The 23899-nt window shown below is 64.4% G+C and carries 21 protein-coding genes; 12 read left to right on the top strand and 9 right to left on the bottom strand.

The annotated features are described in order from the left end of the window. Positions 1-1613, bottom strand: a 1613-nt coding sequence (locus ACT4OC_RS21925) for a benzoate-CoA ligase family protein (protein WP_444841128.1), incomplete at its 3' end; no start/stop codon positions are given. After that, positions 1610-2740 carry an FAD-dependent monooxygenase gene (locus ACT4OC_RS21930; RefSeq protein ID WP_444841129.1) on the bottom strand — a complete coding sequence of 377 codons (1131 nt, stop codon included), beginning with the start codon at positions 2738-2740 and terminating at the stop codon, positions 1610-1612. The genes ACT4OC_RS21925 and ACT4OC_RS21930, both read right to left, overlap by 4 nt. A 248-nt stretch (positions 2741-2988) precedes the next feature. Between ACT4OC_RS21930 and ACT4OC_RS21935 the strand changes: the two genes are divergently transcribed. Beyond that, complete coding sequence (locus ACT4OC_RS21935) at positions 2989-3348, top strand: hypothetical protein (RefSeq protein WP_444841130.1); 360 nt, start codon at positions 2989-2991, stop codon at positions 3346-3348. A 54-nt stretch (positions 3349-3402) separates the two neighbouring features. Here the strand turns inward: ACT4OC_RS21935 and ACT4OC_RS21940 are convergent, their stop codons facing one another. Then, the gene (locus tag ACT4OC_RS21940) at positions 3403-4227 is read right to left on the bottom strand and encodes a cysteine rich repeat-containing protein (RefSeq protein ID WP_444841131.1); all 825 of its coding nucleotides are present in this window, start codon (positions 4225-4227) and stop codon (positions 3403-3405) included. 243 nt (positions 4228-4470) lie between these two features. On the opposite strand from ACT4OC_RS21940, the gene ACT4OC_RS21945 reads away from it, so the two are divergent. Both ACT4OC_RS21945 and ACT4OC_RS21950 read left to right on the top strand, forming a co-directional pair. Continuing rightward, the gene (locus ACT4OC_RS21945) at positions 4471-5640 is read left to right on the top strand and encodes an efflux RND transporter periplasmic adaptor subunit (RefSeq protein WP_444841132.1); all 1170 of its coding nucleotides are present in this window, start codon (positions 4471-4473) and stop codon (positions 5638-5640) included. Positions 5641-5649: 9 nt separating this feature from the next. Beyond that, positions 5650-8820 (top strand): efflux RND transporter permease subunit, encoded by a 3171-nt coding sequence (locus ACT4OC_RS21950; protein ID WP_444841133.1) that lies wholly within the window; start codon positions 5650-5652, stop codon positions 8818-8820. Between the two features lie 105 nt (positions 8821-8925). Here the strand turns inward: ACT4OC_RS21950 and ACT4OC_RS21955 are convergent, their stop codons facing one another. After that, complete coding sequence (locus ACT4OC_RS21955) at positions 8926-9927, bottom strand: NADP-dependent oxidoreductase (protein ID WP_444841134.1); 1002 nt, start codon at positions 9925-9927, stop codon at positions 8926-8928. 384 nt (positions 9928-10311) lie between these two features. On the opposite strand from ACT4OC_RS21955, the gene ACT4OC_RS21960 reads away from it, so the two are divergent. The 3 genes from ACT4OC_RS21960 to ACT4OC_RS21970 all read left to right on the top strand — a co-directional run bounded on the left by ACT4OC_RS21960 (position 10312) and on the right by ACT4OC_RS21970 (position 14136). After that, positions 10312-11085, top strand: a complete 774-nt coding sequence (locus tag ACT4OC_RS21960) for a ferredoxin--NADP reductase (RefSeq protein ID WP_444841135.1) — start codon at positions 10312-10314, stop codon at positions 11083-11085. A gap of 293 nt (positions 11086-11378) precedes the next feature. Beyond that, positions 11379-12251 carry a patatin-like phospholipase family protein gene (locus tag ACT4OC_RS21965; protein WP_444841136.1) on the top strand — a complete coding sequence of 291 codons (873 nt, stop codon included), beginning with the start codon at positions 11379-11381 and terminating at the stop codon, positions 12249-12251. 259 nt (positions 12252-12510) lie between these two features. Beyond that, a complete protein-coding gene (locus ACT4OC_RS21970) occupies positions 12511-14136 on the top strand; it encodes an FMN-binding glutamate synthase family protein (protein ID WP_444841137.1) in 1626 nt (541 codons plus the stop codon). A gap of 140 nt (positions 14137-14276) precedes the next feature. Here ACT4OC_RS21970 and ACT4OC_RS21975 read toward each other — a convergent pair whose 3' ends face one another. After that, on the bottom strand, positions 14277-14519 hold the full coding sequence (locus ACT4OC_RS21975) for a DUF1127 domain-containing protein (protein WP_444841138.1): 243 nt from the start codon (positions 14517-14519) through the stop codon (positions 14277-14279). A 117-nt stretch (positions 14520-14636) separates the two neighbouring features. On the opposite strand from ACT4OC_RS21975, the gene ACT4OC_RS21980 reads away from it, so the two are divergent. From ACT4OC_RS21980 to chrA, 6 genes are all read left to right on the top strand, one after another. Next, a complete protein-coding gene (locus ACT4OC_RS21980) occupies positions 14637-15563 on the top strand; it encodes a transcriptional regulator GcvA (RefSeq protein WP_444841139.1) in 927 nt (308 codons plus the stop codon). A gap of 275 nt (positions 15564-15838) precedes the next feature. Further along, the gene (locus ACT4OC_RS21985) at positions 15839-16471 is read left to right on the top strand and encodes a superoxide dismutase (protein WP_444841140.1); all 633 of its coding nucleotides are present in this window, start codon (positions 15839-15841) and stop codon (positions 16469-16471) included. A gap of 19 nt (positions 16472-16490) precedes the next feature. After that, positions 16491-16667: a hypothetical protein gene (locus ACT4OC_RS21990; RefSeq protein ID WP_444841141.1), complete on the top strand. Its 177-nt coding sequence runs from the start codon at positions 16491-16493 to the stop codon at positions 16665-16667. 14 nt (positions 16668-16681) lie between these two features. Continuing rightward, positions 16682-17146, top strand: coding sequence for a hypothetical protein (locus tag ACT4OC_RS21995; protein WP_444841142.1), 465 nt, complete (start codon positions 16682-16684; stop codon positions 17144-17146). 139 nt (positions 17147-17285) lie between these two features. Continuing rightward, positions 17286-18104, top strand: a complete 819-nt coding sequence (locus ACT4OC_RS22000) for a chromate resistance protein ChrB domain-containing protein (protein WP_444841143.1) — start codon at positions 17286-17288, stop codon at positions 18102-18104. Continuing rightward, positions 18101-19495, top strand: coding sequence for a chromate efflux transporter (gene chrA / locus ACT4OC_RS22005; protein ID WP_444841144.1), 1395 nt, complete (start codon positions 18101-18103; stop codon positions 19493-19495). Before ACT4OC_RS22000 ends, chrA begins: the two co-directional genes overlap by 4 nt. 33 nt (positions 19496-19528) lie before the next feature. Here chrA and ACT4OC_RS22010 read toward each other — a convergent pair whose 3' ends face one another. The 4 genes from ACT4OC_RS22010 to ACT4OC_RS22025 all read right to left on the bottom strand — a co-directional run bounded on the left by ACT4OC_RS22010 (position 19529) and on the right by ACT4OC_RS22025 (position 23849). Then, positions 19529-20173, bottom strand: coding sequence for a DUF6064 family protein (locus tag ACT4OC_RS22010; RefSeq protein ID WP_444841145.1), 645 nt, complete (start codon positions 20171-20173; stop codon positions 19529-19531). Between the two features lie 100 nt (positions 20174-20273). Then, a complete protein-coding gene (locus ACT4OC_RS22015) occupies positions 20274-22268 on the bottom strand; it encodes a carbohydrate porin (RefSeq protein WP_444841146.1) in 1995 nt (664 codons plus the stop codon). A gap of 364 nt (positions 22269-22632) precedes the next feature. Continuing rightward, entirely contained in the window at positions 22633-22899 is a 267-nt protein-coding gene (locus ACT4OC_RS22020) for a hypothetical protein (RefSeq protein ID WP_444841147.1), read from the bottom strand. 119 nt (positions 22900-23018) lie between these two features. Next, a complete protein-coding gene (locus ACT4OC_RS22025; RefSeq protein ID WP_444841148.1) occupies positions 23019-23849 on the bottom strand; it encodes a creatininase family protein in 831 nt (276 codons plus the stop codon). Positions 23850-23899: the final 50 nt, after the last annotated feature.

Here is a 23899-nt window from a genome sequence, read left to right on the forward strand (position 1 = left end):
TACATCCTCAACAACGCCTGCCGGTCGATCTTGCCCGTGCCGGTCTTCGGCAGCTCGTCGATGAACAGCACCTCGCGCGGATATTTGTACGGCAGCAGCTTTGTCTTTACGTAGTCCTGCAGCTTGCGCGTGGCGTTGCCCTGATCGAACGCGCTGGCGTTCATCACGACGACCGCCTTCAGCGTCATGCGGCGGTCCGGCAGCTCGGCGGCGAACACCGCGCATTCGCGCACGTCTGGATGATCGGCGAGGCACAGCTCGACTTCCAGCGGATAGACCCATTGGCCGGAAATCTTCACCAGGTCGTCGGCGCGGCCGCGGAAGAAGTGGAAACCGTCGGCATCGCGCACGAAGCGGTCGCCGGTGTAGATCCAGCCGCCCTCGCGGATGGTCTCGGCGGTCTTGTCCGGCCGGTTCCAATACAGCGGCGTGTTGGAATCGCCGCGCACCCACAAGATTCCCTCCTCGCCGTCGGCGACGTCGCGGCCCTCCTTGTCGCGCAGCACGATCTCGTAGCCGGGCACGCGCAGGCCCGCGGCGCCGAGCTTCTTGTTCTCCGCGCTGTTGCTGAGATAAATGTGCAACACCTCCGTGGAGCCGAGGCCTTCAATGATCTCGAGGCCCGTCAGCGCCTTCCAGCCATTGAAGACTTCCGCCGAGAGGATTTCTGCGGCGGAGAGCGCCATGCGCAGCGAGGAGAAGTCCGTCGCCGCGGCATTCTCGGCCTTGGTCAGCGAGGTATATAGCGTCGGCAGTCCGAAGAAAACGGTCGGGCGAAAACGCTCGATTGCCGCAAAGATCGACGCCGGCTTGGGCTGGCCCGGCAGCAGCAACGTTGCCGCTCCCACCGAGAACGGGAAGGTGATGGCGTTGCCGAAGCCGTAGGCGAAGAAGATCTTTGGCACGGAGAAGCAGATGTCGTCGGGCCTGAGCTTCAGCACGTTGCGGGAGAAGGCAAGCTCGGAATAGGCCATGTCGTGCTGCAGATGCACGATGCCCTTGGGCCGTCCGGTCGAGCCGGAAGAGTACATCCAGAACGCCATGTCGTTGCGGCCGGTGTCGGCTTCGGCGAGCTCGCTCGAAAAGTCCTTCAGCCATTGGTCGGCGGCAATTGCCTTTGGCGCGGCGTGCCCGCCGGCTGTGCCATTGACTACGATCAGCGTTTGCAGCGGGGTGTCCTTGCAGGCTTCCGCGTTGAAGCGCGAGACGAACTCGGCGTCCGCAACTGCGACTTTCGCGCCGGCGTCGGAGAGGTAGAACTGCAGCAAGTCCGGCGGCGTCAGCGTGTTGATCAGGAGCGGCACGAAGCCGGCGCGCACCGCGCCGAACAAGGCGGCGGGATAGGCCGGCGTGTCGTCGAGGAACAGCAGGATGCGGTCGCCGCGCATCAGGCCGAGCGAGAGGAGGCCGTGGCCCCATTGCGCGGCCTCGGCGCAGAGCTCGGCATAGGTGCGCGTCCCCGCAGGCCCGGTCAGCGCCAGCCGCGCGCCGTTGCCGCGCGCGAGATTGTCGAACAGGATGCGGCTCGCGTTGTATTGTTCCGGCATCGAGAAACCGATCTCGCGGGCACCGGCGCTGTCCTGCGGAACTTGATCGATGATTGCCTGCGTCATGCCGATCTCCTCGACGCTTCAAAGCGGGCCATGAATTGCGGCGACATCGCGCGCAGCCGCGCATCGTCGATGCGGCCGGAACGGGTGATGTAGCTGTAGGTGAAGTCCATCAGGTCGAGCTTCATGCATTCGGGGAAATGCTCGTACCAGTCGGCGCTGGTGCGCGCGGCGGTGACGAGCTTCTTCACGATCGGCTTGCGCTCGGCTTCGTAGCGCGCCAGCGCCGCGGGGATGTCGTTCTCCGCCTCCAGCGCCTTGGTCAGCGCAATCGCGTCCTCGATCGCCAGCCTTGTGCCGGAGCCGATGGAGAAATGCGCGGTGTGCAGGGCATCGCCGATCAGCACCATGTTGCGGTACGACCAGCGCTCGTTCCAGATCCAGGGGAAGTTGCGCCACACCGACTTGTTGGAGATCAGCTTGTGGCCGTCCAGCGTATCGGCGAAGACTTCCTCGCAGATCGCTTGCGATTCCTCGATGCTCTTGTGCTCGAAGCCGTAAGCGTTCCAGGTCGCCGCATCGCATTCGACCAGGAAGGTGCTCATGGTCGGCGAATAGCGGTAATGATGGGCGTTGAAGGTGCCGCGCTCGGCGGTCACGAAGGTCTGCGACAGCGTCGCGAAGGTCTTGGTCGTGCCGTACCAGGCGAACTTGTTGGTCGAATGCGTGACCGAGGTGCCGAACTCCTTCTCGTAGGCGCGGCGCGCGATCGAGTTCAGTCCGTCGGCGGCGATGACCAGATCGTAGCCGGCAAAGCGGTCGATGGAATCGATCTGCGTCTCGTAGTGCGCCGTGATGCCGACGCCGCGCACGCGTGCCTGCAGCAGCGTCAGCAGTTCCAGCCGGCCGATCGACGAGAAGCCCACGCCGTCGATCTCGACGCTCTCGCCGCGCAGATTGAGCGTGATGTTGCGCCAGCTCTCCATGCGCGGCGCGATGGCGTCCACGGTCTCGGGATCGTCGGCGCGCAGGAACTCCAGCGCCTGGTCGGAGAACACCACGCCGAAGCCCCAGGTGGCGCCTGCCGGGTTCTGCTCGAACAGCTCGATGACGGCCTCGGGGTGCCGCCGCTTCCAGAGATAGGCGAAATAGAGGCCACCCGGGCCTCCGCCGATCACGGCGATGCGCACGCTTCCCTCCCTAGAGAATTGACAGTATACTTACAATCTTGGAGGCAATGTAGCGCCGCCCGGCAGCGGGCGCCACAGAAATTTTCGAGGGCTACGCGGTCAGATCAAACGCAGCGCCGTATTTTGACGCCGGTCGTTTCCATTCCAGATTCCCCAGACCCCACAGGTCAGGCCTGCTGCCGCTTGCCTCGTAGTCGCGGACCCGTTGTATTCGGTGACGCTCGCTGTTTCCATTGCAAGGAGAACCCATGGCAGAACTCAGGGCCAGATGGCTGAGCTTTTACGCCGCGAATGTCGAGCCGGTTTACAAGGAGACCTTTTCGCATATCGAGAAGTTGATCATTGGCACCCTGATCGTCTCGGCCGGCGCGCATGTGTCGAGCGAGGAGCCGGCGATCCAGCTGTTCGGCTATCTGCGCCACGGCCTTGTCGGGCGCGGCGTGATGCTGGTCGGCGTCATCATCCTGCTCCTCAACTTCGTTGATGGGCTGACCAAGCTCGCGAAGGTGAACTGGCATGTGGCGTGGCAGCTCCTGATGTCGCTGTGCTACATCGCGGTCTCGATCCGGCTGGTTCAGCTCATCCTCGCCTTTCGTGGCGGCGAGTAACCGGCGGCCTCAGGCGACCGCCGATTTCCGAAACGCTATCGGCTCGCCGCAGGATTAGCGCACCATGAACGGCACCAGCACGTCCTTGCAGGCCGGCGACAGGCTGGCGGCGCGGTTGGAGATGCATTGCATGATGCGTCCGCCGCCGGGGGCGACGCCGGCGCACAGGGTGCGGATGTCGGCGCTGCAGGCCGAGCGCAGCACGAACAGCTCTTCGCGCGGCAGCATCGGCCGCAGCACGATCGCGGTGGGCGCGGCGGCGGGAGCTGCGCCCGCAGCCGGGGCAGCACCGCCGCCGACTGCAGCAAGCGCCTTGCCGCAACCGGCCGAGACCCTGGCCTTGTTCTTCTCCAGGCATTCCAGCGCCGGCGCGCCGCCGGTCGGTACGCCCGCACAAACCTTGGGATAGTCGCCGCGGCAGGCGCTGCGAATGGCGGCAGCCTGCGCGTCGGTCGGCTTCTTCGCCGCAGCCGCGGGCGCAGCCTTGGGCTCGGACTTGGGCTCGGACTTGGGCTCAGCGGCGGGCTTCGCCGTCGTTTCGGTCTTGGGCGCAGCGGCAGGCGCCGCGGCGGGGGCGGGTGCAGGCGCGGCTCCGGTCTTTGCCGGCTCGCTCTTGGGCGCAGCCGATGCCTCGATGGCCTTTACCGCGCTCGCACATCCCGCCGAAAGGCTCGACATGTTCTTGGCAAGGCACTGCAGCGCGGCTTCGCCGCCCGGCTGCACGCTGGAGCAGTGCGCCATGAAGTCGGAGCGGCAGGCGGACTTGACGGCATCCCTCTGCGCCTCGGTCGGTTGAGCGAAGGAAGGAGTTGCAACGGCGAGCATGGCGGCCGCGAGCAAAGCGCAGAGCGACGCATCACGATTCAACGTGTCGAACATCTTCTACAAATCCCTTTGTTTTCGCAGGAAGTCGCCGCTTCGATCGAATTTATGACCCGGCTTAAGTCGGCAGAACAACTTTCGCGAGCGGCATCATTTTAGGTTTCTGGTTCCACTGCAAGCGGATTGTTGCTACTTTCATGGGATGGCGTACAGCCGATTTCTGACTAAAAACCTTTTCGAGAACAAAGTCGTAACCGGGGCACAGGAATGAGGCACGTTCGTACGCCTGCATACTCGAACATGAACGATCTGTTGCGGCTGCGAGCGAGCGCCATGCTGCGCTTGGCGGCGGTCGCGACGGCGGCCGTCGTCTTAACCGCCTGCGAGCAAAACACTTTTGTGCCGCCTCCGCCGCCGAAAGTGGAGGTCGCCGCACCCTTGCAGAAGAACATTACGCGCTATCTCGACGCAACCGGCAACACTGCCGCGGTGAAATCGGTCGACCTGGTCGCGCGCGTGCAGGGCTTCCTGCAATCGATCGATTACAAGGACGGCACCTTCGTGAAGCAAGGCGCCACCCTCTTCACCATCGAGCCGGAGACCTACAAGCTCAAGCTCGAACAGGCGCAGGCCGCAGAAACCGGCGCGCAGGCGACGGTGAAGCAGGCCGAAGCCGATTACAAGCGTCAGGTCGACCTGGTGCAAAGGCAGGCGGTTGCGCAATCGACGCTGGACACCTCCACCGCCAACCGCGACAACGCGCAGGCCAACCTGCAGCAGGCCCAGGTCAATACCAAGATCGCGCAGGTCAATTACGGCTACACCAACGTTACCGCGCCGTTCGACGGCGTCGTCACCGCGCACCAGGTCTCGGTCGGCGAGCTCGTCGGCGTGTCGTCGCCGACGCAGCTGGCGCAGATCGTTGCGCTGGATCCGATCTATGTGAACTTCAACGTCAACGAGCAGGACGTGCTGAAGGTACGCGAGGAAGCGCGCCGCCGCGGCATGACCGTGGAGGCGCTCCGGCAGATTCCTGTCGAGGTCGCGCTGCAGACCGACACGGGATTCCCGCACAAGGGCACGCTCGATTACGTCTCGCCGACGCTCAACCAGTCGACCGGTACCATCGCTGTGCGCGGCATCTTGAAGAATCCCGACCGCGTGCTGCTGCCGGGCTATTTCGTCCGCGTCCGCGTGCCGTTCGAACAGCAGCAGAACGCGTTGCTGGTGCCGGACGCCGCGCTCGGTGCCGATCAGTCCGGACGCTATGTGCTGGTCGTCAACGCCGAGAACGTCGTCGAGCAGCGCAAGGTGACGACCGGGCAGCCCGACGGCGATTTGCGCGTCATCGAAGCCGGGCTGAAAGGGGACGACAAGGTGGTGATCGGCGGACTGCTGCGCGCGATCCCGGGCCAGAAGGTCGATCCGCAGGCAAGGAAGATCGAGCCCGGCATGGCTGCCGCGAAGTAGGAGCCGGCCATGATCTCGAAATTCTTCATCGAACGGCCCGTTCTTTCCAACGTCATCGCGATCCTGATGATCGTGCTCGGCGCGGTGTCGCTGTACAGCCTCGCGGTCGCGCAGTATCCGGATGTGGTGCCGCCGACGGTGCAGGTCACCACCCGCTATCCCGGCGCCAGCGCCAAGACCGTGATCGATACCGTGGCCCTGCCGATCGAGCAGCAGGTCAACGGCGTCGAGGACATGCTCTACATGCAGTCCTACAGCGGCGCCGACGGCACCTACACGCTGACGGTCACCTTCAAGATCGGCACCGACCTCAACTTCGCGCAGGTGCTGGTCCAGAACCGCGTCTCGGCGGCGCTGTCGCAATTGCCGACCTCGGTGCAGAACCAGGGCGTCACGGTGCAGAAGCGATCGACCGCGATCCTCCTGTTCGTGACGCTGACCTCGCCGAAGGCGACCTACGACAGCCTGTTCCTGTCCAACTACGCCACCATCAGCATCCGCGACGAGCTCTCGCGCCTGCCGGGCGTCGGCAACGTCACCGTGTTCGGCGCCGGGCAATATTCGATGCGGGTCTGGCTCGATCCGAGCAAATTGCAGGTGCGCAACCTGATGCCGCAGGACGTCATCCAGGCGATCCAGCAGCAGAGCCAGCAGGTCACCGCCGGTCAGGTCGGCGCGCCGCCGGCACAGGCGGGCCAGGCGTTCCAATACACGCTGAACATCGCCGGCCGCCTCGACGACAAGACGCAATTCGAGGACATCATCGTCAAGACCGGCAGCTCCGGCGATGTCACTCGGGTGCGCGACGTCGGCTGGGTCGAGTTGGGCGCGCAGACCTACAGCCAGGTATTCACGCTGAACCAGAAACCGGCCGCCGGCATCGCCGTGTTCCAGTCGCCCGGCGCCAACGCGCTGCAGGTCGAAAAGGCGGTCGAGAAGAAGATGGCCGAGCTGGCCAAGGCCTTCCCGCAGGATGTCAAGTATGACACGCCGTTCGACACCACCAAGTTCGTGCAGGAATCGATCAACGAGGTCTACAAGACGCTGTTCGAGGCCGGCATCCTCGTCCTGATCGTGATCCTGATCTTCCTGCAGGACTGGCGTGCCATGCTGGTGCCGGCGACCACCGTGCCGGTGACCATCATCGGCGCCTTCGCGGCGATGGCCGCGCTCGGCTTCACCGTCAACCTGTCGACGCTGTTTGCCATCGTGCTCGCCATCGGCATCGTGGTCGACGACGCCATCGTGGTGGTGGAGGGCGCAGCGCACAATATCGAACAGGGCATGAGCGGGCACGATGCCTCGATCAAGGCGATGGATGCGCTGTTCGGGCCGATCGTCGGCATCACGCTGGTGCTGATCTCGGTGTTTCTGCCGGCCGCGTTCCTGCCGGGCCTGACCGGGCGCATGTATGCGCAGTTCGCGCTGGTCATCGCCGCCACCGCATTGCTGTCGGCCGTCAATGCGGCAACGCTGAAGCCGACGCAATGCGCACTGTGGCTGCGCCGGCCGGTGCCGCCGGAACAGCGCAACTGGTTCTACCGCGGCTTCAATGCGGTCTACGACCGCATGGAGCGCGGCTATGCGCGGCTGATCGATCGCCTGGTCGCGCACAGCAACGTCTCCGTTCTCGTCGCGCTGATCCTGATCGGCATCGGCGGCTACGGCCTGTCGCGGGTGCCGACCGGCTTCATCCCGATCGAGGACCAGGGCTATCTGCTGGCAGCCGTGCAGCTGCCCGACGGCGCCTCGCTGGAGCGGACGCAGAAGGTGATGGACAAGGTCCAGGAGATCGCGAGCGGGCAGCCCGGCGTCGACCAGATCATGACCATCGCCGGCATCTCCGCGCTCGACAATTCGTCGAGCCTTGCCAATGCCGGCGTCGCCTACATCGTGCTGAAGGAGTGGAGCGCGCGCGGCGAGGGCCAGGACCTGCGCTCGCTGTTCGTCGGCCTGAACGAGAAGCTGTCGGTGATATCAGAAGCGCGCGTGCTGGTGATCCCGCCGCCGCCGATCCAGGGCATCGGCAATGCCGCCGGCTTTGCCATGCAGGTCGAGCTGAAGGACGGCAGCTCCGATTTCGCCAAGTTGCAGGCCGTCACCGGCGCGATCGTATCGAACGCACAATCGCAGAGCGCGCTGCAGCGCGTCTCCTCCTCGTTCCGCTCGATGGTGCCGCAGTTCAATGTCGAGATCGACCGCATCAAGACGCAGACTTTGCACGTCACCACCGACCAGATCTTCTCGACGCTGTCGTCCTATATGGGCGCATCCTTCGTCAACCAGTTCAACAAGTTCGGCCGCACTTTCCAGGTCTACACGCAAGCCGACTCGCAGTTCCGCGTCACCACGCGCGACATCGAGAACCTGATGGTGCGCAATTCCAACGGCGACATGATCCCGATCGGCACGGTGGCGAAGATCACGCCGGCGGTCGGTCCGTCGCTGATCAGCCTCTACAACCTCTATCCGTCCGCCACCATCATCGGCCTGCCCGCAACAGGCTACTCTTCCGGCCAGTCGATGAAGCTGATGGAGGAGATCGCCGACCGGACGCTGCCGCGCGGCACCGGCTATGAGTGGACGGCGATGTCCTACCAGGAGAAGGTCGTCGGCGGGCAGATCTACTTCGCCTTCGCGCTGGCGCTGCTGCTGGTCTATCTCGTGCTCGCCGGCCAGTATGAGAGCTGGTATGCGCCGATCTCGGTGATATTGGCGGTACCGTTGTCACTGCTCGGCCCGATGGCGGTGCTCAACGGTTTGCGCATCGAGAACAATCTCTACACCCAGATCGGCATCATTCTCCTGATCGCGCTGTCGGCCAAGAACGCGATTCTCATCGTCGAGGTGGCACTCGAGTTGCATGTACGCGACGGCAAACCGCTGCTGGAATCGGCGGTCAATGCGGCGCGGGCGCGGTTCCGGCCGATCCTGATGACGTCGTTCGCCTTCATCCTCGGCGTGGTGCCGCTGGTGCTCGCCACCGGCGCCGGCGCCAATGCGCGCAGGTCGATCGGCATCACCGTGTTCTCCGGCATGATCGCCTCGACCTGCCTTGCGGTGCTGTTCGTGCCGACGTTCTTCGTCGTGGTGCAGCGCTTCGAGAACTGGCTCGCCGCGCGCAAGGGCAACAAGGTCGGCGTGCAGAAGGTGCCCGACGCGCCGGCGGCGGGGCTTTAGTTACTCGTCATGCCCGGGCTTGTCCCGGGCATCCACGCCTTCCTTTCTCGAGCGAAAGACGTGGATGGCCGGGTCAAGCCCGGCCATGACGACGGTGTATGAGCGTCACACCCGCACCATTCGCTTGCCGCGATTCTCGCCCGCGAGCAGCCCGATCAGCGCGGCCGGCGTATTCTCCAGGCCGCCGATGATGTCTTCCTGCACCTTCAGCTTGCCTGACTTGACCCAGGACTGCAGCTCGGCGAGCGCCTGCTGGCTCTGGTCCATGTAATCCATCACGATGAAGCCCTGCATGATCAGCCGCTTCACCACGACGAGGCCCGGCACGCCGCGCGGGCCGTGCGCCGAGGGCACGCCGTCATATTGCGAGATGGCGCCGCAGCAGGCGATGCGGCCGAAATTGTTCATCTGCGCGATGCAGGCTTCCAGGATGTCGCCGCCGACATTGTCGAAATAGACGTCGATGCCCTTGGGCGCCGCGGCGCGCAGCGCCTTGAAGGTCGCCCCGTCCTTGTAGTCGACCGCGGCGTCGAAGCCGAGCTCGGAGGTCAGCCAGTTGCACTTGTCCTTGCCGCCGGCGATGCCGACCACGCGGCAACCCTTGATCCTGGCGATCTGGCCGACGATGGAGCCGACCGAGCCTGCCGCCGCCGACACGACGACCGTCTCGCCTTCCCGCGGCTTGCCGACATGCAGCAGCCCGAAATAGGCGGTGAGGCCGGCGATGCCGAACACGCTGAGCAGATACGACATCGGCTCGACCTTCGGCATTTTCGTCAGCTGCTTTGCCGGCAGCGCCGCATAATCCTGCCAGCCGGTGTCGGCGAATACGAGATCGCCCGGCACGAGGTTCGGCGCCTTCGACGACACCACTTCCGAAATGCTGCCGCCGGCCATCACGGAGTTGGCCTCCACCGCCGAACGATAGGTCGCGCCGTGCATCCAGGCGCGGTTGGCGGCGTCGAGCGATATCAGGCGCGTGCGCAGCAGGGCTTCGCCATCCTTCGGTTCCGGCACGGCGCCGCTCACGAGCTTGAAATGTTCGGGCCCCAGCTTTCCGCTCGGTTTCTCCACCAGCAGGATCTGACGGTTGACGGTGGCGTTCATGGCGTTCTCCCTCGGGACGTGCTTGATGCAGTCCGTTCACTGCAAAGTTAGAAATATTCTTGGCCTTGCATAGCAACTATTCCTCCCTGCAGGACGCAAGGCATTTCTCTCCCGTCAATGCGAAAACGGCAATTTCTTTCTGTACGATCGTGCAATCCGGCAAGTTAATTTCGTGACGCTGATCACGCCGCATCGAACCTATAATCCCTATAAACCGACTGTCATTGTGCACCCTCATTTGCGCACCAGATGAGGTTGACACTCGCGCCGGATGGCGCGATGGACAACGCAAATTTGCGGGATTTTGCGGGGATTTCTGCCTCTGCCCGCGTTGCCCACGCAACGGTTTGTTCTACGTCGAGCTTCACGGATAAACGAAAACACATGAGCGCGTTCTACCGAGAGAAGGTTCTTTCCGTTCGCCACTGGACCGACACGCTTTTCAGCTTCCGAGCCACCCGCGATTCCGGTTTCCGTTTCCAGAATGGACAGTTTGCCATGATCGGTCTCGAGATCGAGGGCCGGCCGCTGCTGCGCGCCTACTCGATGGCGAGCGCCAATCACGAGGAGGAGCTCGAGTTCTTCTCCATCAAGGTGGCCGACGGTCCGCTCACCTCCAAGCTGCAGAAGATCCGCGAGGGCGACACCATCCTGGTCGGCCGCAAGGCGACCGGTACGCTGGTGACCGACAATCTGCTGCCCGGCAACCGCCTGCTGCTGCTGTCGACCGGTACCGGGCTTGCCCCGTTCGCCAGCCTGATCAAGGACCCCGACGTTTACGAGCGCTTCGAGAGCATCGTTCTCGTGCACGGCTGCCGCCAGGTTTCCGAGCTCGCCTATGGGGAGGAGCTGGTGGCGAAGTTGCGCGACGACGAATTGTTCGGCCCGCTGCTGCAGGAGAAGCTGCTCTATTATCCGACCGTGACGCGCGAGCCGTTCCGCAACCGCGGCCGCATCACCGACCTCATCAGCTCGAACCAGCTGTTCGACGATTTGCACCAGGGCGCGCTTGATATCGGCACCGATCGCATCATGATGTGCGGCAGCCCGGCGATGCTGGAAGATCTGAAGCAGCTGTTCGAAGCGCGCGGCTTCGCCGAAGGCGCCAACCACAAGCCCGGCCATTTCGTGATCGAAAAGGCGTTCGTGGAACGCTGATTTCTGTCGTCCCGGCCGAGCGAAGCGCGAGCCGGGACCCATAGCCACAGGATCGAGTTGTTGAGCACGCTGGAGCCGCAGCCCAGCGTGACAACCCGCGCTTGTGGTTATGGGTCCCTGCGTGCCGCCTTCGCCGAAGCTTCGGCGCGCCTCGTACCAAACCTCGTCGAAGCCTTGGGCGTAGACGGGTCGCAGGGATGACATCGAATGCGTGGCCGCTAGCCCGCCTTCCTGACCCACTGCTATAACCTCCCCCAACGCCGCGCACCCATGACGCGGCGAGGGAGGAAGCCGTGTCCGCATCCGACGCTGCCGGCCCCGTCAAGACCGCCTTCGTCCTCGCCGGCGGCGGCAGCTTCGGCGCGATCCAGGTCGGCATGCTGCAGTCGCTGGCCGCGCACGGCATCGCAGCCGATATGGTGGTCGGCTCCAGCGTCGGCGCGCTCAACGGCGCCTTCTATGCCGGCGACCCCAGCGTGAAGGGCATGGCGCGGCTCGCCGACGTCTGGCGCGGCCTGAGGCGGCATGACGTGTTTCCGATCACCTGGCGCGCGCTGCTCGGCTTCCTGTGGCGGCGCGACTTCCTGATCTCGCATGCCGGCGTTCGCAAGCTGATCGACGACCACATTCCTTATTCCCGCCTGGAAGCGGCGCCGCTTCCGGTGCACGTCGTCACCACCGACATCATCACCGGCGACAGCGTGGTGTTCTCGGACGGCCCGACATCGGAAGCGATCGTGGCCTCGACCGCGATTCCCGGCGCGTTCTCGCCGATCCATTACAAGGACTACTATCTCGCCGACGGCGCCATCTCCAGCAACACACCGGTCCGCGTCGCGGTCGCAAAGGGTGCACGCCGCCTGATCGTGCTGCCGACCGGACATGCCTGCGCCAACAACGCGCCGCCGGTCGGCGCCGTCGCCAACGCGCTGCACGCGCTGACGCTGCTGATCGCGCGCCAGTTGGTCAACGAGCTCGAAAATCTCGATCCCGGCATCGAATATTACGTGGTGCCGCCGCTATGCCCGCTGGTAGGCTCACCCTATGATTTCTCGCGCACGGCAGATCACATCGAGCGTGCCATCCGCAGCACCGACGCCTGGCTCGCGCAGAACGGCCTCGAGAAGCGGGAAATCCCGCATGAGTTGCGGCCCCACGACCATTAGCGGCGGTCGCCCCCAAGGGTCGCCCCCAAGGGTCGCCCCCAAGGCTCGTTGCACTGCAATAGAGCGGCGGCCAACCGCGGTTCGAGAGACCGTAGGCGGGCGGATTGATTATCCGCCGCAAGAAACGATAGCCTGAACGCGCACGTATATGTCGCTGTCATATCCACGATCCCGTCGGCCGGATATCCTGTTCGGTGGTTCGGGTGGCCGGATCGAAACCGCGGCCAAACAATAATCTGCAGAATTGCCCGAGGCTCATATGGAAACGCTGCTGCTTCCGTTCTCGCCACGCTACATCGTCCTGACGATCTGCGCTGTGGTGACGGCTCTCCTGGTCGCGGAAGTCATCTTCGATCCCGAGTGGTTCGATTGGCTGCTGATCCCGATCATTCTGTTCGGCGGGCTCACGGTGCTCGGCATCCGCGACGTCCTGCAGAAGCCTCACGCGGTGCTGCGCAACTATCCGATCTCGGCGCACATCCGTTTCCTGCTCGAGGAAATCCGCCCCGAGATGCGGCAGTACTTCTTCGAGAGCGAGAAGGACGGCATGCCGTTCTCGCGCGATATCCGCGCCCTGGTCTATCAACGCGCCAAGATGGATCTGGACAAGCGGCCGTTCGGTACGCAGGAAGACGTCTATCGCGAAGGCTATGAATGGATGCATCATTCTGTTGCGCCGACGGCGCGCGCCACAGAGCAATTCCGCGTGACCATCGGTGGGCCGGATTGCACCAAGCCCTACTCGGCCTCGGTGTTCAACATCTCCGCGATGAGCTTTGGTGCGCTGAGCGCCAATGCGGTGCGCGCGTTGAATGCGGGCGCCAGGAAGGGAGGCTTCGCGCACGACACCGGTGAAGGCGGCGTCAGCCCCTATCATCGCGAGAAGGGCGGCGACATCATCTGGGAGATCGGTTCCGGCTATTTCGGCTGCCGCAACCGCGACGGCAGCTTCAATCCCGAATTGTTCGCCCATGTCGCCTCGGACGATCAGATCAAGATGGTCGAGCTCAAGATCAGCCAGGGCGCCAAGCCCGGCCATGGCGGCGTGCTGCCGGCGGCGAAAGTGTCGGAGGAAATCTCGAAGATCCGCGGCGTCGCCATGCACGAGGACTGCATCTCGCCGGCGACCCACCGGGCCTTCTCCGCGCCGCTGGAGATGATGAAGTTCATCGGCGAGATGCGCCGGCTTTCCGGCGGAAAGCCGGCCGGCTTCAAGATGTGCATCGGACATCCCTGGGAGTTCCTGGCGATCTGCAAGGCGATGCTGGAAAGCGGCATCTATCCCGACTTCATCGTCGTCGACGGCAACGAAGGCGGCACCGGTGCGGCGCCGCTCGAGTTCATGGATCACCTGGGCATGCCGATGCGCGAGGGCGTCAACTTCGTCCACAATGCGCTGATCGGCATCAATGCGCGCGACCGCATCAAGATCGGCGCTGCCGGCAAGATCGCGACTGGCTTCGATATGGCGCGCGCGATGGCGATCGGGGCGGACTGGTGCAATTCGGCGCGCGGCTTCATGTTCGCGCTCGGCTGCATCCAGTCGCTGAGCTGCCACACCGACCGCTGCCCCACCGGCGTGACCTCACAGGATCCAAGCCGCGCTCGCGCGCTGGTGGTGCCGCACAAGGTCGATCGGGTCTACAATTACCATCACGCGACCTTGTATGCGCTGGCCGAACTGATCGCCGCTGCGGGACTCGAGCATCCGCGCGACCTGCGCCCGATTCATTTTTCGAAGCGGACGTCGGCGACGGAGGTGCGGTCGTTTGCGAGGCTTTATCCCACGCTTCGGCCGGGCGAGCTGCTCGAAGGCACCGACGACCCGCGCTTCCGCGACGCCTGGGCATTGGCGAGGGCGGATACGTTTCAGGCGGTGGGGTAATTGCATACTCGCAATGATCGTTGCCGTATGCGGCGAGAGCGCGGCTCGCGCTTGCTTCGCTGTCGTCCCAGCGAAGGCCGGAGCCTATCACCACTGGATTGAGTTGTTGAAACAGCTGGTTCTCCAGCCTTCTCTCGTTCTCAACGCCAGAACGGTTTGGCGGCCTCGCGCAACACCTGATCGCGGGTCATGCCGAGGTCCTTCAGCAGATGCGGATCGTCGGCGATCTCGCGCAGCGCGATGCGCTGAAGCCGCCGGTCGAGCCAGTTCCACCATCCGGGCCGGCGGGATGATCGTCCTGAGCTGGATTGAGGAAGTGCGGCGGCCGGGTCGGCGGCCTGCACCGGCGGAATCGACGTTAGGTCGGTCAGCAGGATGGACATGATGGGCTCCAATTCGCTTGAAATGCTGTGCTGGAGCTGTTCAATAGTGCCGCGGGTCGCGTCCCCGCAAAGCATCGTTTCTCGTGCCTGCCCTAGTTTTTCTCATGAAGTCATGCGATGCGCCCACGCCTGCCGCCGCTCAATGCCCTGAAAGCCTTCGAAGCCGCCGCGCGGCATGAGAGTTTCACGCGCGCGGCCGAAGAGCTTTGCGTCACGCAGGGCGCGGTCAGCCACCAGGTCAAGGCGCTGGAGGCCGAGCTTGCGATCAAGCTGTTCAACCGCGAGCGGCAGCGCCTGGTCATCACCGAGGCCGGACGCGACTATCTCGCCGTCGTGCGCGACGCGCTCGACCGCATCGCCATCGGCACCGAGCGGTTGCTGCAGCGGCAGAACGCCGGCGTGCTCACGGTCTCGACCTCGCCGGACTTCGCGGCCAAGTGGCTGGTGCACCGGCTCGGCCATTTTGCCGAGGCGCATTCCGGGATCGACCTGCGCGTCTCCGCCACGCTGCACCACGTCGATTTCGCGCGCGAGGAAGTCGACCTTGCGGTGCGCCACGGTGACGGCAACTGGCCGGGTCTGGACACGGTGCGGCTCAGTGCGGAACGGCTGTTTGCGGTGTGCAGTCCAAAGCTGCTGTCCGGACGCCGCCGGCTCGGCAAGCCGGCCGACATTCTGAAATTTCCGCTGATCCACATGGACAGCCGCGCCGACTGGAACAACTGGCTGCAGGAGGCCGGTCTCGGCGAGGCTTCCGTGACGCACGGCCCGGTGCTCAACCGCGCCAGCATGGTGATCGACGCCGCGATCAACGGGCAGGGCATTGCGCTGGCGCGTACCACGCTGGCGGCGTGGGATCTCATCAACGGCCACCTGGTGCGGCCGTTCACCCTGTCGCTGCCGCTGACCAAGACCTATTGGATCATCTGCCCGAAAGCGACCGCGAGCCTGCCGAAGATCGTGACGTTTCGCGACTGGCTGCTCGCGGAAGCGTCGAGCGACCTGCGCCGGCTCAAGAAGCTCGGATCACCGCTGCCGTCCTGAACTGAAGCCGGTACGCACTCTCGATTGTTACGACCGCAAGCGCGATCAGTGTTTGGCGAGCTTGCAGGCTCGCGATTGACAATTTGAAAGTCTAAGCGTTATTTGCAGTATGGGGACAGCGATCTCCCCACGAGGCGACATGCCCAAGAATCGCGTCCTGTTCACCAAGGGCGCATCATGTCTGTCGCTATTCCGATCCTCTCCGACAATCCTGTTCATCCTGCGGCCTCGCGTGGTCAGCGACTGTGCGCGAGGTCGTGCGTGCGGAGGCTGCCATGACCTACGCGATGAAACCGCTTGCCTGCGATCCGGGCCGCGTCCGCGGCATGTCGGAGCGCATGATCATCAGCCACTACGAAAATAATTACGGCGGCGCCGTGAAGCGGCTGAACCTCATCGAGGAGCAGCTTGCCGGCCTCGACTTTGCGAGCGCGCCCGGCTTCCTGATCAACGGTCTGAAACGGGAGCAACTCATCGCCATGAACTCGATGATCCTCCACGAGGTGTTCTTTGAGGGCCTTGGCGAGGAGAGCGAGCCGGCAGCGGAGCTCAAGGAAGCGCTTGCCCGCGACTTCGGTTCGTATGAGCGCTGGCGATCGGAATTCATCGCAATGGGCAAGGCGCTTGGCGGTGGCTCGGGCTGGGTGCTGCTGTCATGGTCGGCGCGCGACGGCAAATTCGTCAATCAATGGGCTTCGGACCATTGCCACACGCTGGCCGGCGGAACGCCGGTGCTTGCGCTCGACATGTACGAGCATTCCTATCACATCGATTATGGAGCCAAGGCCGGTGACTATGTCGGCGCCTTCATGGCGGCCATCAATTGGCCGGCGGTGCAACGCCTCGCAGGGGAAGCGCGGGGACGATCACGACAGAAGTCCGGATCGGTCGCGCCGCCGCCTGACTGAAAGATGAAGGAGAACTGAAATGCGAAATGCTGTCCTGACTCTGTCCACCCTGGCTGTTCTGCTCGCCGCAGGCGTTCCGGTGCTGGCGCAATCGTGCAAGGATTGCGCCGAGCAGCAGAAGGCCTGCATGAAGAATTATGCCGGGCCGGCGTGCAAGTCCGAGTATCAAATCTGCATCAAGTCATGCAAAAAATGAGAAGCCACTGCGGCTTGGCGTTCATTACCTTGATGGCGATGTTCGCATCGCCTTCCGTGCAGGCGGAGGGCGCGACGGCCGACGACAAGACCGTTGTCTTCGTCTGCCGGCATGGCGTCGTGAACAGTCAGATGGCGGCTGCCTACTTTAACAAGGTTGCGAAGGAGCGGGGGTTATCGTTTTCGGCCGTCTCGCGCGGCATCGATACGTACCGATCGGTTCCAGTTCGCATCCAGGACGGCCTTGCGCTCGATGGCCTCGAACCCGCCAACGCGCCGGGCGCCCTGACCCCGGACGAAGCCGGCCGCGCGAGCCGGATTCTGGCGTTCGATGCGATCCCGGCCGAGCGGAAGGGCGATGCAAGCGTGACCTACTGGTTGGGTGTTCCCCTCGGTATCGACAATTATGAAGCTGCGCGGGATGAAATCGCCCGACGTGTCGACGCCCTGGTTCAGACTCTGGCAGAGCAGCCAAAATGAGGAAAGCAGGTTAGGAGCGCGGACGACAAGACGCGTTGACAAAGCCGTCCCACCGCGCCTTATTGTCGGTACGGGGAAAGCGATCTCCCCGCGAGGCGACAAGCCCAAGAATCGCGTCCGGTTTCACCAAGGACGCAGCATGTCTTCATATACCTCCATCTCCTCCGACAAACTCGCCCGCCTGATCGGCACCGCCAAAGCGCCGACCCTGATCGACGTCCGCATCGATGAGGATTTCGCCGCCGACCCGCGCCTGGTTCCCGGCGCGATGCGGCGCTCGCATCGCGACCTGCAGGATTGGACGCCGCGGCTTACCGGGCAATCGGTGGTCGTGATCTGCCAGAAGGGCCAGAAGCTCAGCGAGGGCACGGCCGCCTGGCTGCGCCAGAGCGGCGTCGCCGCCGAGACGCTCGAAGGCGGGCACCTCGGCTGGACGGAGTCGCAGAAGCCCGCCGTTCCCGCCGAAAGGATTCCCAGGCGCGACGGCCGCGGCCGCACGGTGTGGGTGACGCGCGAACGGCCGAAGATCGACCGCATCGCCTGCCCATGGCTGATCCGCCGCTTCATCGATCCTGCGGCAGTGTTCCTCTATGTGAAGTCGTCGGAGGTCGAAGCCGTCGGCGAGCGCTTCGAGGCCACGCCCTTCGACATCGAGAACGTGTTCTGGAGCCATCGCGGCGAGCTCTGCACGTTCGACGTCATGGTCAAGGAGTTCGGGCTCTCGACGGCGCCGCTGGAACGGCTGGCGATGATCGTTCGTGCGGCCGACACCGCGCGGCTCGATCTTTCGCCGGAAGCGCCGGGCCTGCTCGCCGCCTCGCTTGGCCTCTCGCGCATGTTCGACGACGACCTCGAGCAGCGCGACGCCGGCAAGCTGCTCTACGACGCGCTCTATCGCTGGTGCCGCGACGCGACGGGCGAGACTCACAACTGGCCGACCAGCAAGGTGAAGCCATGACGGATCTCGCCGCAAACACCAAGGCCAGGGCTGACGGCTATGCCCATGGCATCTCGTTTCGCGAAGCACTCATCGTCTGGCTGCGCGTGGCGGTCCTCAGCTTCGGCGGCCCTGCGGGGCAGATCGCGGTGATGCATCGCATCCTCGTCGAGGAGAAGAGATGGATTTCGGAAGGCCGCTTCCTGCACGCGCTGAATTACTGCATGCTGCTGCCGGGGCCCGAAGCGCAGCAGCTTGCGACCTATATCGGCTGGCTGCTGCATCGCACGGCCGGCGGCCTCGTGGCCGGCGGGCTGTTCATCCTGCCGGGCATCTTCGCCATCATGGCGCTGAGCTACATCTACGCGGCCTTTGGCAATGTCGGCTTCGTCGAGGCGCTGTTCTTCGGCCTCAAGGCCGCCGTGCTCGCCATCGTGATCGAGGCGGTGGTGCGGGTCGGCAGGCGCGCGCTACGTAGTCGCATCATGATCGCGATCGCCGCGCTGGCTTTTGTCGCGATCTTCTTCTTTGCCGTGCCGTTCCCGCTGATCATCATCGCGGCCGGCGTTATCGGATACATCGGCGCGCGGCTCGGCCGGCCGGAATTCGCCGCCGTCGGGCACGGCGGCGGCAAGGATGCGGCCGTGATCGACAGCATGCTCGGCGAGGCTATCCCTGAGCACGTGAAGCCCAATACTGCGCGGGCGCTGCGCGTGACCGCAATCTGGCTGGCGCTTTGGCTCATCCCGGTCGCCGCGCTGGTGATCGGCCTCGGGCCGAACAACGTGTTCAGCCAGATCGCGATCTTCTTTTCCAAGATGGCCTTGGTGACATTCGGCGGCGCCTATGCGGTGCTTGCCTATGTCGCGCAGCAGGCAGCCGACTACTATCACTGGGTCTCGCCGCGCGAGATGCTCGACGGCCTCGGCATGGCGGAGACGACGCCGGGACCGCTGATCATGGTGGTTCAGTTCGTTGGCTTCATGGCGTCGTTCCGCGATGCCGGCGGGTTGCCGCCGATGCTGGCGGCGACGCTCGGCGGCCTGCTCGCCACCTGGGTGACCTTCACGCCCTGCTTCCTGTGGATCTTCGCCGGCGCGCCCTACATCGAGACCATGCGCGGCAACAAGGCGCTGGCCGGCGCACTGTCGGCGATCACCGCGGCGGTAGTCGGCGTCATCCTCAATCTGTCGATCTGGTTCGCGCTGCACACGCTGTTCCGCCAGACCTTCGAGGTAAGAAGCTTCGGGCTTGCGTTCGACGCGCCGGTGCTGACGAGTGTGGACGTCGCCGCGCTGGTGCTGTCGATCGCAGCCGCTACGGCCATCTTCCGCTTCAAGTTAGGGATGCTGGTTGTGCTCGCGGCGAGCTGTGTCGCGGGAGTCCTGCTGCGGCTGACCGGGCTCATCTGAGGTCGGGCCAACCAAGTGAGGCGCCAGGGCCGTTCAAGCCGGCGCCAGCCATCGGTCACGCCGGATGAGAAGTACGAGAGAAATGGCTCCGCTGACGAGCAGCAACCAATCCTGCGGGACACCGAGCAGCATCGCCGCGCTGCCGCCGACGAGCGACCACAGGATCGGGATCACCAGCAGCTGCCGGGGAAACGGCTGCCTCGTGAGCAACAGCATGCCGAAAGTGAAGATCGTAACCGGGCACGGTGTGACGCCGAACATCGGCAACTCGAAATAGCGATGACCCATCGCCAGACCGAGCAGAGGGTAGAGAATTGCCGCATAGAGCACGAAGGCGATGCCGATCCATGCACCCGGACCGGCATTGAAGCCGAACATCATGCGGCCCTGATAAACGCCCGCATAGGCGAAGGCTGCGGCCTGGACGACGAACAGCGCGGCAAATCCATAAGCCATCCTGTTGATCGCCGTGAAGAACGTCAGATGATAGGCAAGGCCGGTCCACGCCCACATCGCGGCCAGAATGCCGGCGACGGTCCGATCGGACCACTTGCTGCTGCGGAACACCAGCGCGAAGGCCAGCCCGCCCGACAGGTACGCGAGAATTTGCGCAGGCCAGATCGCGTTGTTGTAGTTCACGAAGACGGCCAGGAACTGCTCGACCGTAAACGGCAACATGATTGCATCCCCGTTGATGGCGGAAACGCTATGCGATCGGCGGAGCGTCTGATTGACGGACGTCAAACTGCGACCCACCCAATAGACGGCTATGGATCGCTCAAAACTCGCCGTGCAAGCGGCCCGAGAAGATGTGAACCGGGCCGCGGTCGGCGTTGTAGGCGGGGTTGGCGACGAACTGGTAGTCCGCCGTCAGCGTGACCGCCTTGGTCAGCGCATAGGCGTAGTAGGTCTCGAAAATGCGCTCGCGGCGGTAGTTGAGCGCACCGTCGCCGACCAGCACGCCGAGCCCGCCGGCGGCGAGGAAGTCGCGGTGGTCGCGCGACAGCGCATTGACGGCGCCGCCGATCCCGATCGCGTCGTCGGGACGGCCCCATTTCGTGCCCTTGATCGACAGGCCCGCCGACAGCGAGGCGTCGATGTCGGTGAAGGCCATGATCTCGGTCTTGCCGTCGTTCCAGCTCCAGCGGCTGAACAGGCCGAGATCGTCGGCGAGCGCCTGCTCGAGGTTGACGACGTAGCCGTACTTGGTGCGGCCTTTGCGGGTCTGCGCGATATCGAGGTCGAGCAGGGGATTGTCCAGCGTCTCGCGGTAGCTGCCGGAGAAGGCGCTGTTGAGCCAGGCGATGGTGCGCAGCTTGCCCGGCAGCGAGAACAATGACCAGCGCGTCTCCAGCTCCATCGCGTAGGTGCCGCGGCGGAACACCTGGGTGTCGAAGTTGTTGGCATTGGAGACCGCCGGCATCAGGAAATAGCCGGCGCGCAGCGCCCATTGCTTCTGGTTCAGCTCCGCGGTCGCACCATAGGTCAGGCCGACCTTGTCGGCGGAATAGTCGAACGCGCCCGGCGCCCATATCGACCAGTTCATGAAATCCTTGCGGGTGTCCTTGGCATAGGCATTGCCGTCGAAGACGTCCATGACCGCGAACTTGCCGACCTGCAGCGTCAGCCGGTTGATATCGACCTTGCCGGAAAGCTGCAGCGCGCTGCTGGCCAGTTCCTCCTGCCCGCCGCCGAAGCCGAAGGTCTGGCGGAAGAACAGCCGCGAGGTGTTGTAGTGGGGATAGGGGAAATTGGATTTCTGCGCTTCGCCATTGGCGAAGCCGGCGAGACCGACGGTGTCGTTGAGGCCGAAGCCCTGCAGCAGTTCGGGGTTGTAATAGACTTCGCCGCCTTCCCAGAGGCGCATGTTGAGATAGAGGCCGTTGCTCCAGGTCGCCTTGGCTTGCGGCGCCGGTGTCAGGCTGTTGGGGCCGGTGTAGAGCGCGCGGAACGCCGGATAGCCCTGCGGCAGATAGGTGGTCTGGCCGTGGATTTCCCAGCGCGGCGATTCGGTGTCCGTGATGTCGGTGTTCGGCTTCCAGCCGGGCGAGCCGGGAAGATCGATCTTGCGGTTGAGGCCGAGCCGCAACATGTGCAGGTCGGCGGTGGAGGTGTAGCGTTCGCCCGATGGGAACGCGACGTTGGCGCGCTCGAACTGGCTGTAGAGATATTCCAGCCTTACCGTCCAATGCGGCGCGAAGGCGTATTCGGCGCCGGCGCCGGCGGCCCAGCCGAGACGCACGCCGAGCTGTTTCGCCTCGAAGCCGACCGCGGGCATGATGGTGAAGCGCTCGCCCATGTAGGCGAGGCCGCCCGTCGCGTAGAGCAGCAAGTGGCTCGCGGCGTAGCCGATGCGGCCGCGCACGGTGCCGATATAATCCCAGTCCTCGATGAAGTCGGTTCGCGGTGTCGAGATAAGCGACATCTGCGAGTTTGAGTGCAGGTAGTTCGGAAACGTCAGGTCGGCTTCGGCGCCGAACAGCAAGCCCGAGGGCGTCAGCCAGTTGTAGCCGGCCTGCAGGCCGCCGATCACGCCGCCGAAATTGCCGGACACGGCGGTCGCGGCGGGGTCCCACAGCACCGCGCTGGCTGAGCCGTGGCTGTAGCCGGTATGCCCGCCGATATAGAAGCCGTTCCAGTCGAAAGCCGGCAGGAGATGGGGCGCCTTCACCGGCAGCTTGAGCTCGGCCGCGTGCACCGGCGCGGCCAGAAACAGCGCGCCGAGGGCCGCGCCTGCGATCGAATATGTCCGGTTAGCCTTGACGCAACTCATGCCTGCGAACGCCCATCATCTCGCACCCATCACTGCAGACTTGCCGGGCGCCGTCACTACCGAACACGCCGCCGGATTCGAGAAGTTCGGTGGTGTTGCCGGATCGTCGCCGGCCAAAAGCCGATCAGCCGATGGGCGCCTGGTCATCATGCCTCGGACGCCCACTTATTGCGAATAGTTCGCAACAGCAACTTGGACGGAATCGCAGCTCCCGTGCATGGCAGTCTGTCGTGACGGTTGTGCAACGGGCTTGGCTGCGCCCGAAAAAGGATGACCCGCCCGGGGGGAAGGCCGGGCGGGTCGGGTGCGACACGGGGTGGATGAGGCGCCCGTGTCGGACGCAGCTCACCTATCTGTCGATCTCTCAGTAGAAGTTGCAGACGCGAACGCTGCCCACGTACTGATGGAACATGTTGTAGCGCGGAATCCAGCTGCAGCGGCGGTAGCCTGTGTAGTAGACCGGGCCGCCGGCGCTGGCGGCAACGGCGGTGCCGACGATCGCGGCGGTGGCAAGGCCGACATGCCAGGGCTTGAGCGGATAGGCTTCGGCCTTGGTCGTGGTGGTCGCGAGCGAGCCCGCAACGGCGAGGGTGGCGAGGGCGAGGGCGGCAATCCTGGTCTTGATCGACATGGGTAATTCCATCCTGTTCGGGAGCGGCGCCGGTGTGGTCCGCATGCCCCTTGGACGGGGCCAGCCCGGGAGCGGTTCGATCCGGTTCCTGGAACCCCGAGTGGATAGAAAAAGGATAGTTAATACAGCTGCTTGGAATGCTTCCCGGGCCCGGCGGCCAGTCTGCTCACGTCGAATTTATCGACATCGTGCAGCAGCTCACAGAACGCCCGCGCGCCATGGTCGAGCAGAAGCTCGCCCTTTGCCGCCGATGCCAGCCTGGCATCGCCGACCGCCCCGAGCGGGTTGAGGTCCTGGGCCTGCCAGGCGAACGGTGCCGGCCGCTGCGTGGACAGCCAGCGAAACTCCTTTTCCATCGCCGCCGCGGCGGATGGAAAGTTCGCGATCGCGTCCTGCTTCACGGCTTGCGGATAGCGCGCCAGCATGATCGAGGTCTCCACGGCGCCGCCGTGAACGCCGTGGCGCAATTCGTCTTCGGCGAACAGTCCCTGCGGCGCGCCGAAGCGCGACCAGCTGGTGGTGACGACCAGCATGCCCTGTTGTGCGCGCAAATCCTGCGCCACCAGCATCATCGCCGCGCTGTTGCCGCCATGGCTCGTCACCATCACCAGCTTCTTCACGCCCGCGCGCGCGACGCTGTCGCCGATCCTCATCCACTGCTCCAGCGCTTGCGCGGTCGGCAGCGTCTGCGTACCCGGATAGTCGGTGTGTTCAGTGGAAATGCCGATCCGCTGCACCGGCAGGAAGCTGACGGGCAGCTCGGGGGAGAGCAACTGCGCGAGGCGCGCCAGATAGGCCTCGCCGATCATCACGTCGGTTTCGAGCGGCAGATGCGGGCCGTGCTGCTCGGTCGCCGCCAGCGGCAGCACCGCGATCCATCCCGCGGCGTCCTCGGCCGAAACTTCCGGCCAGGCAATCGCGTTCCAGTCGCGGGGCGGGATTTTGGTCATGACGCGAAACGTTTCTTTAGAAGAATTTGCGAGGTAGTTTGTCGCGGCCT

This window comes from Bradyrhizobium sp. (assembly GCF_052389815.1).
Classification (GTDB): domain Bacteria; phylum Pseudomonadota; class Alphaproteobacteria; order Rhizobiales; family Xanthobacteraceae; genus Bradyrhizobium.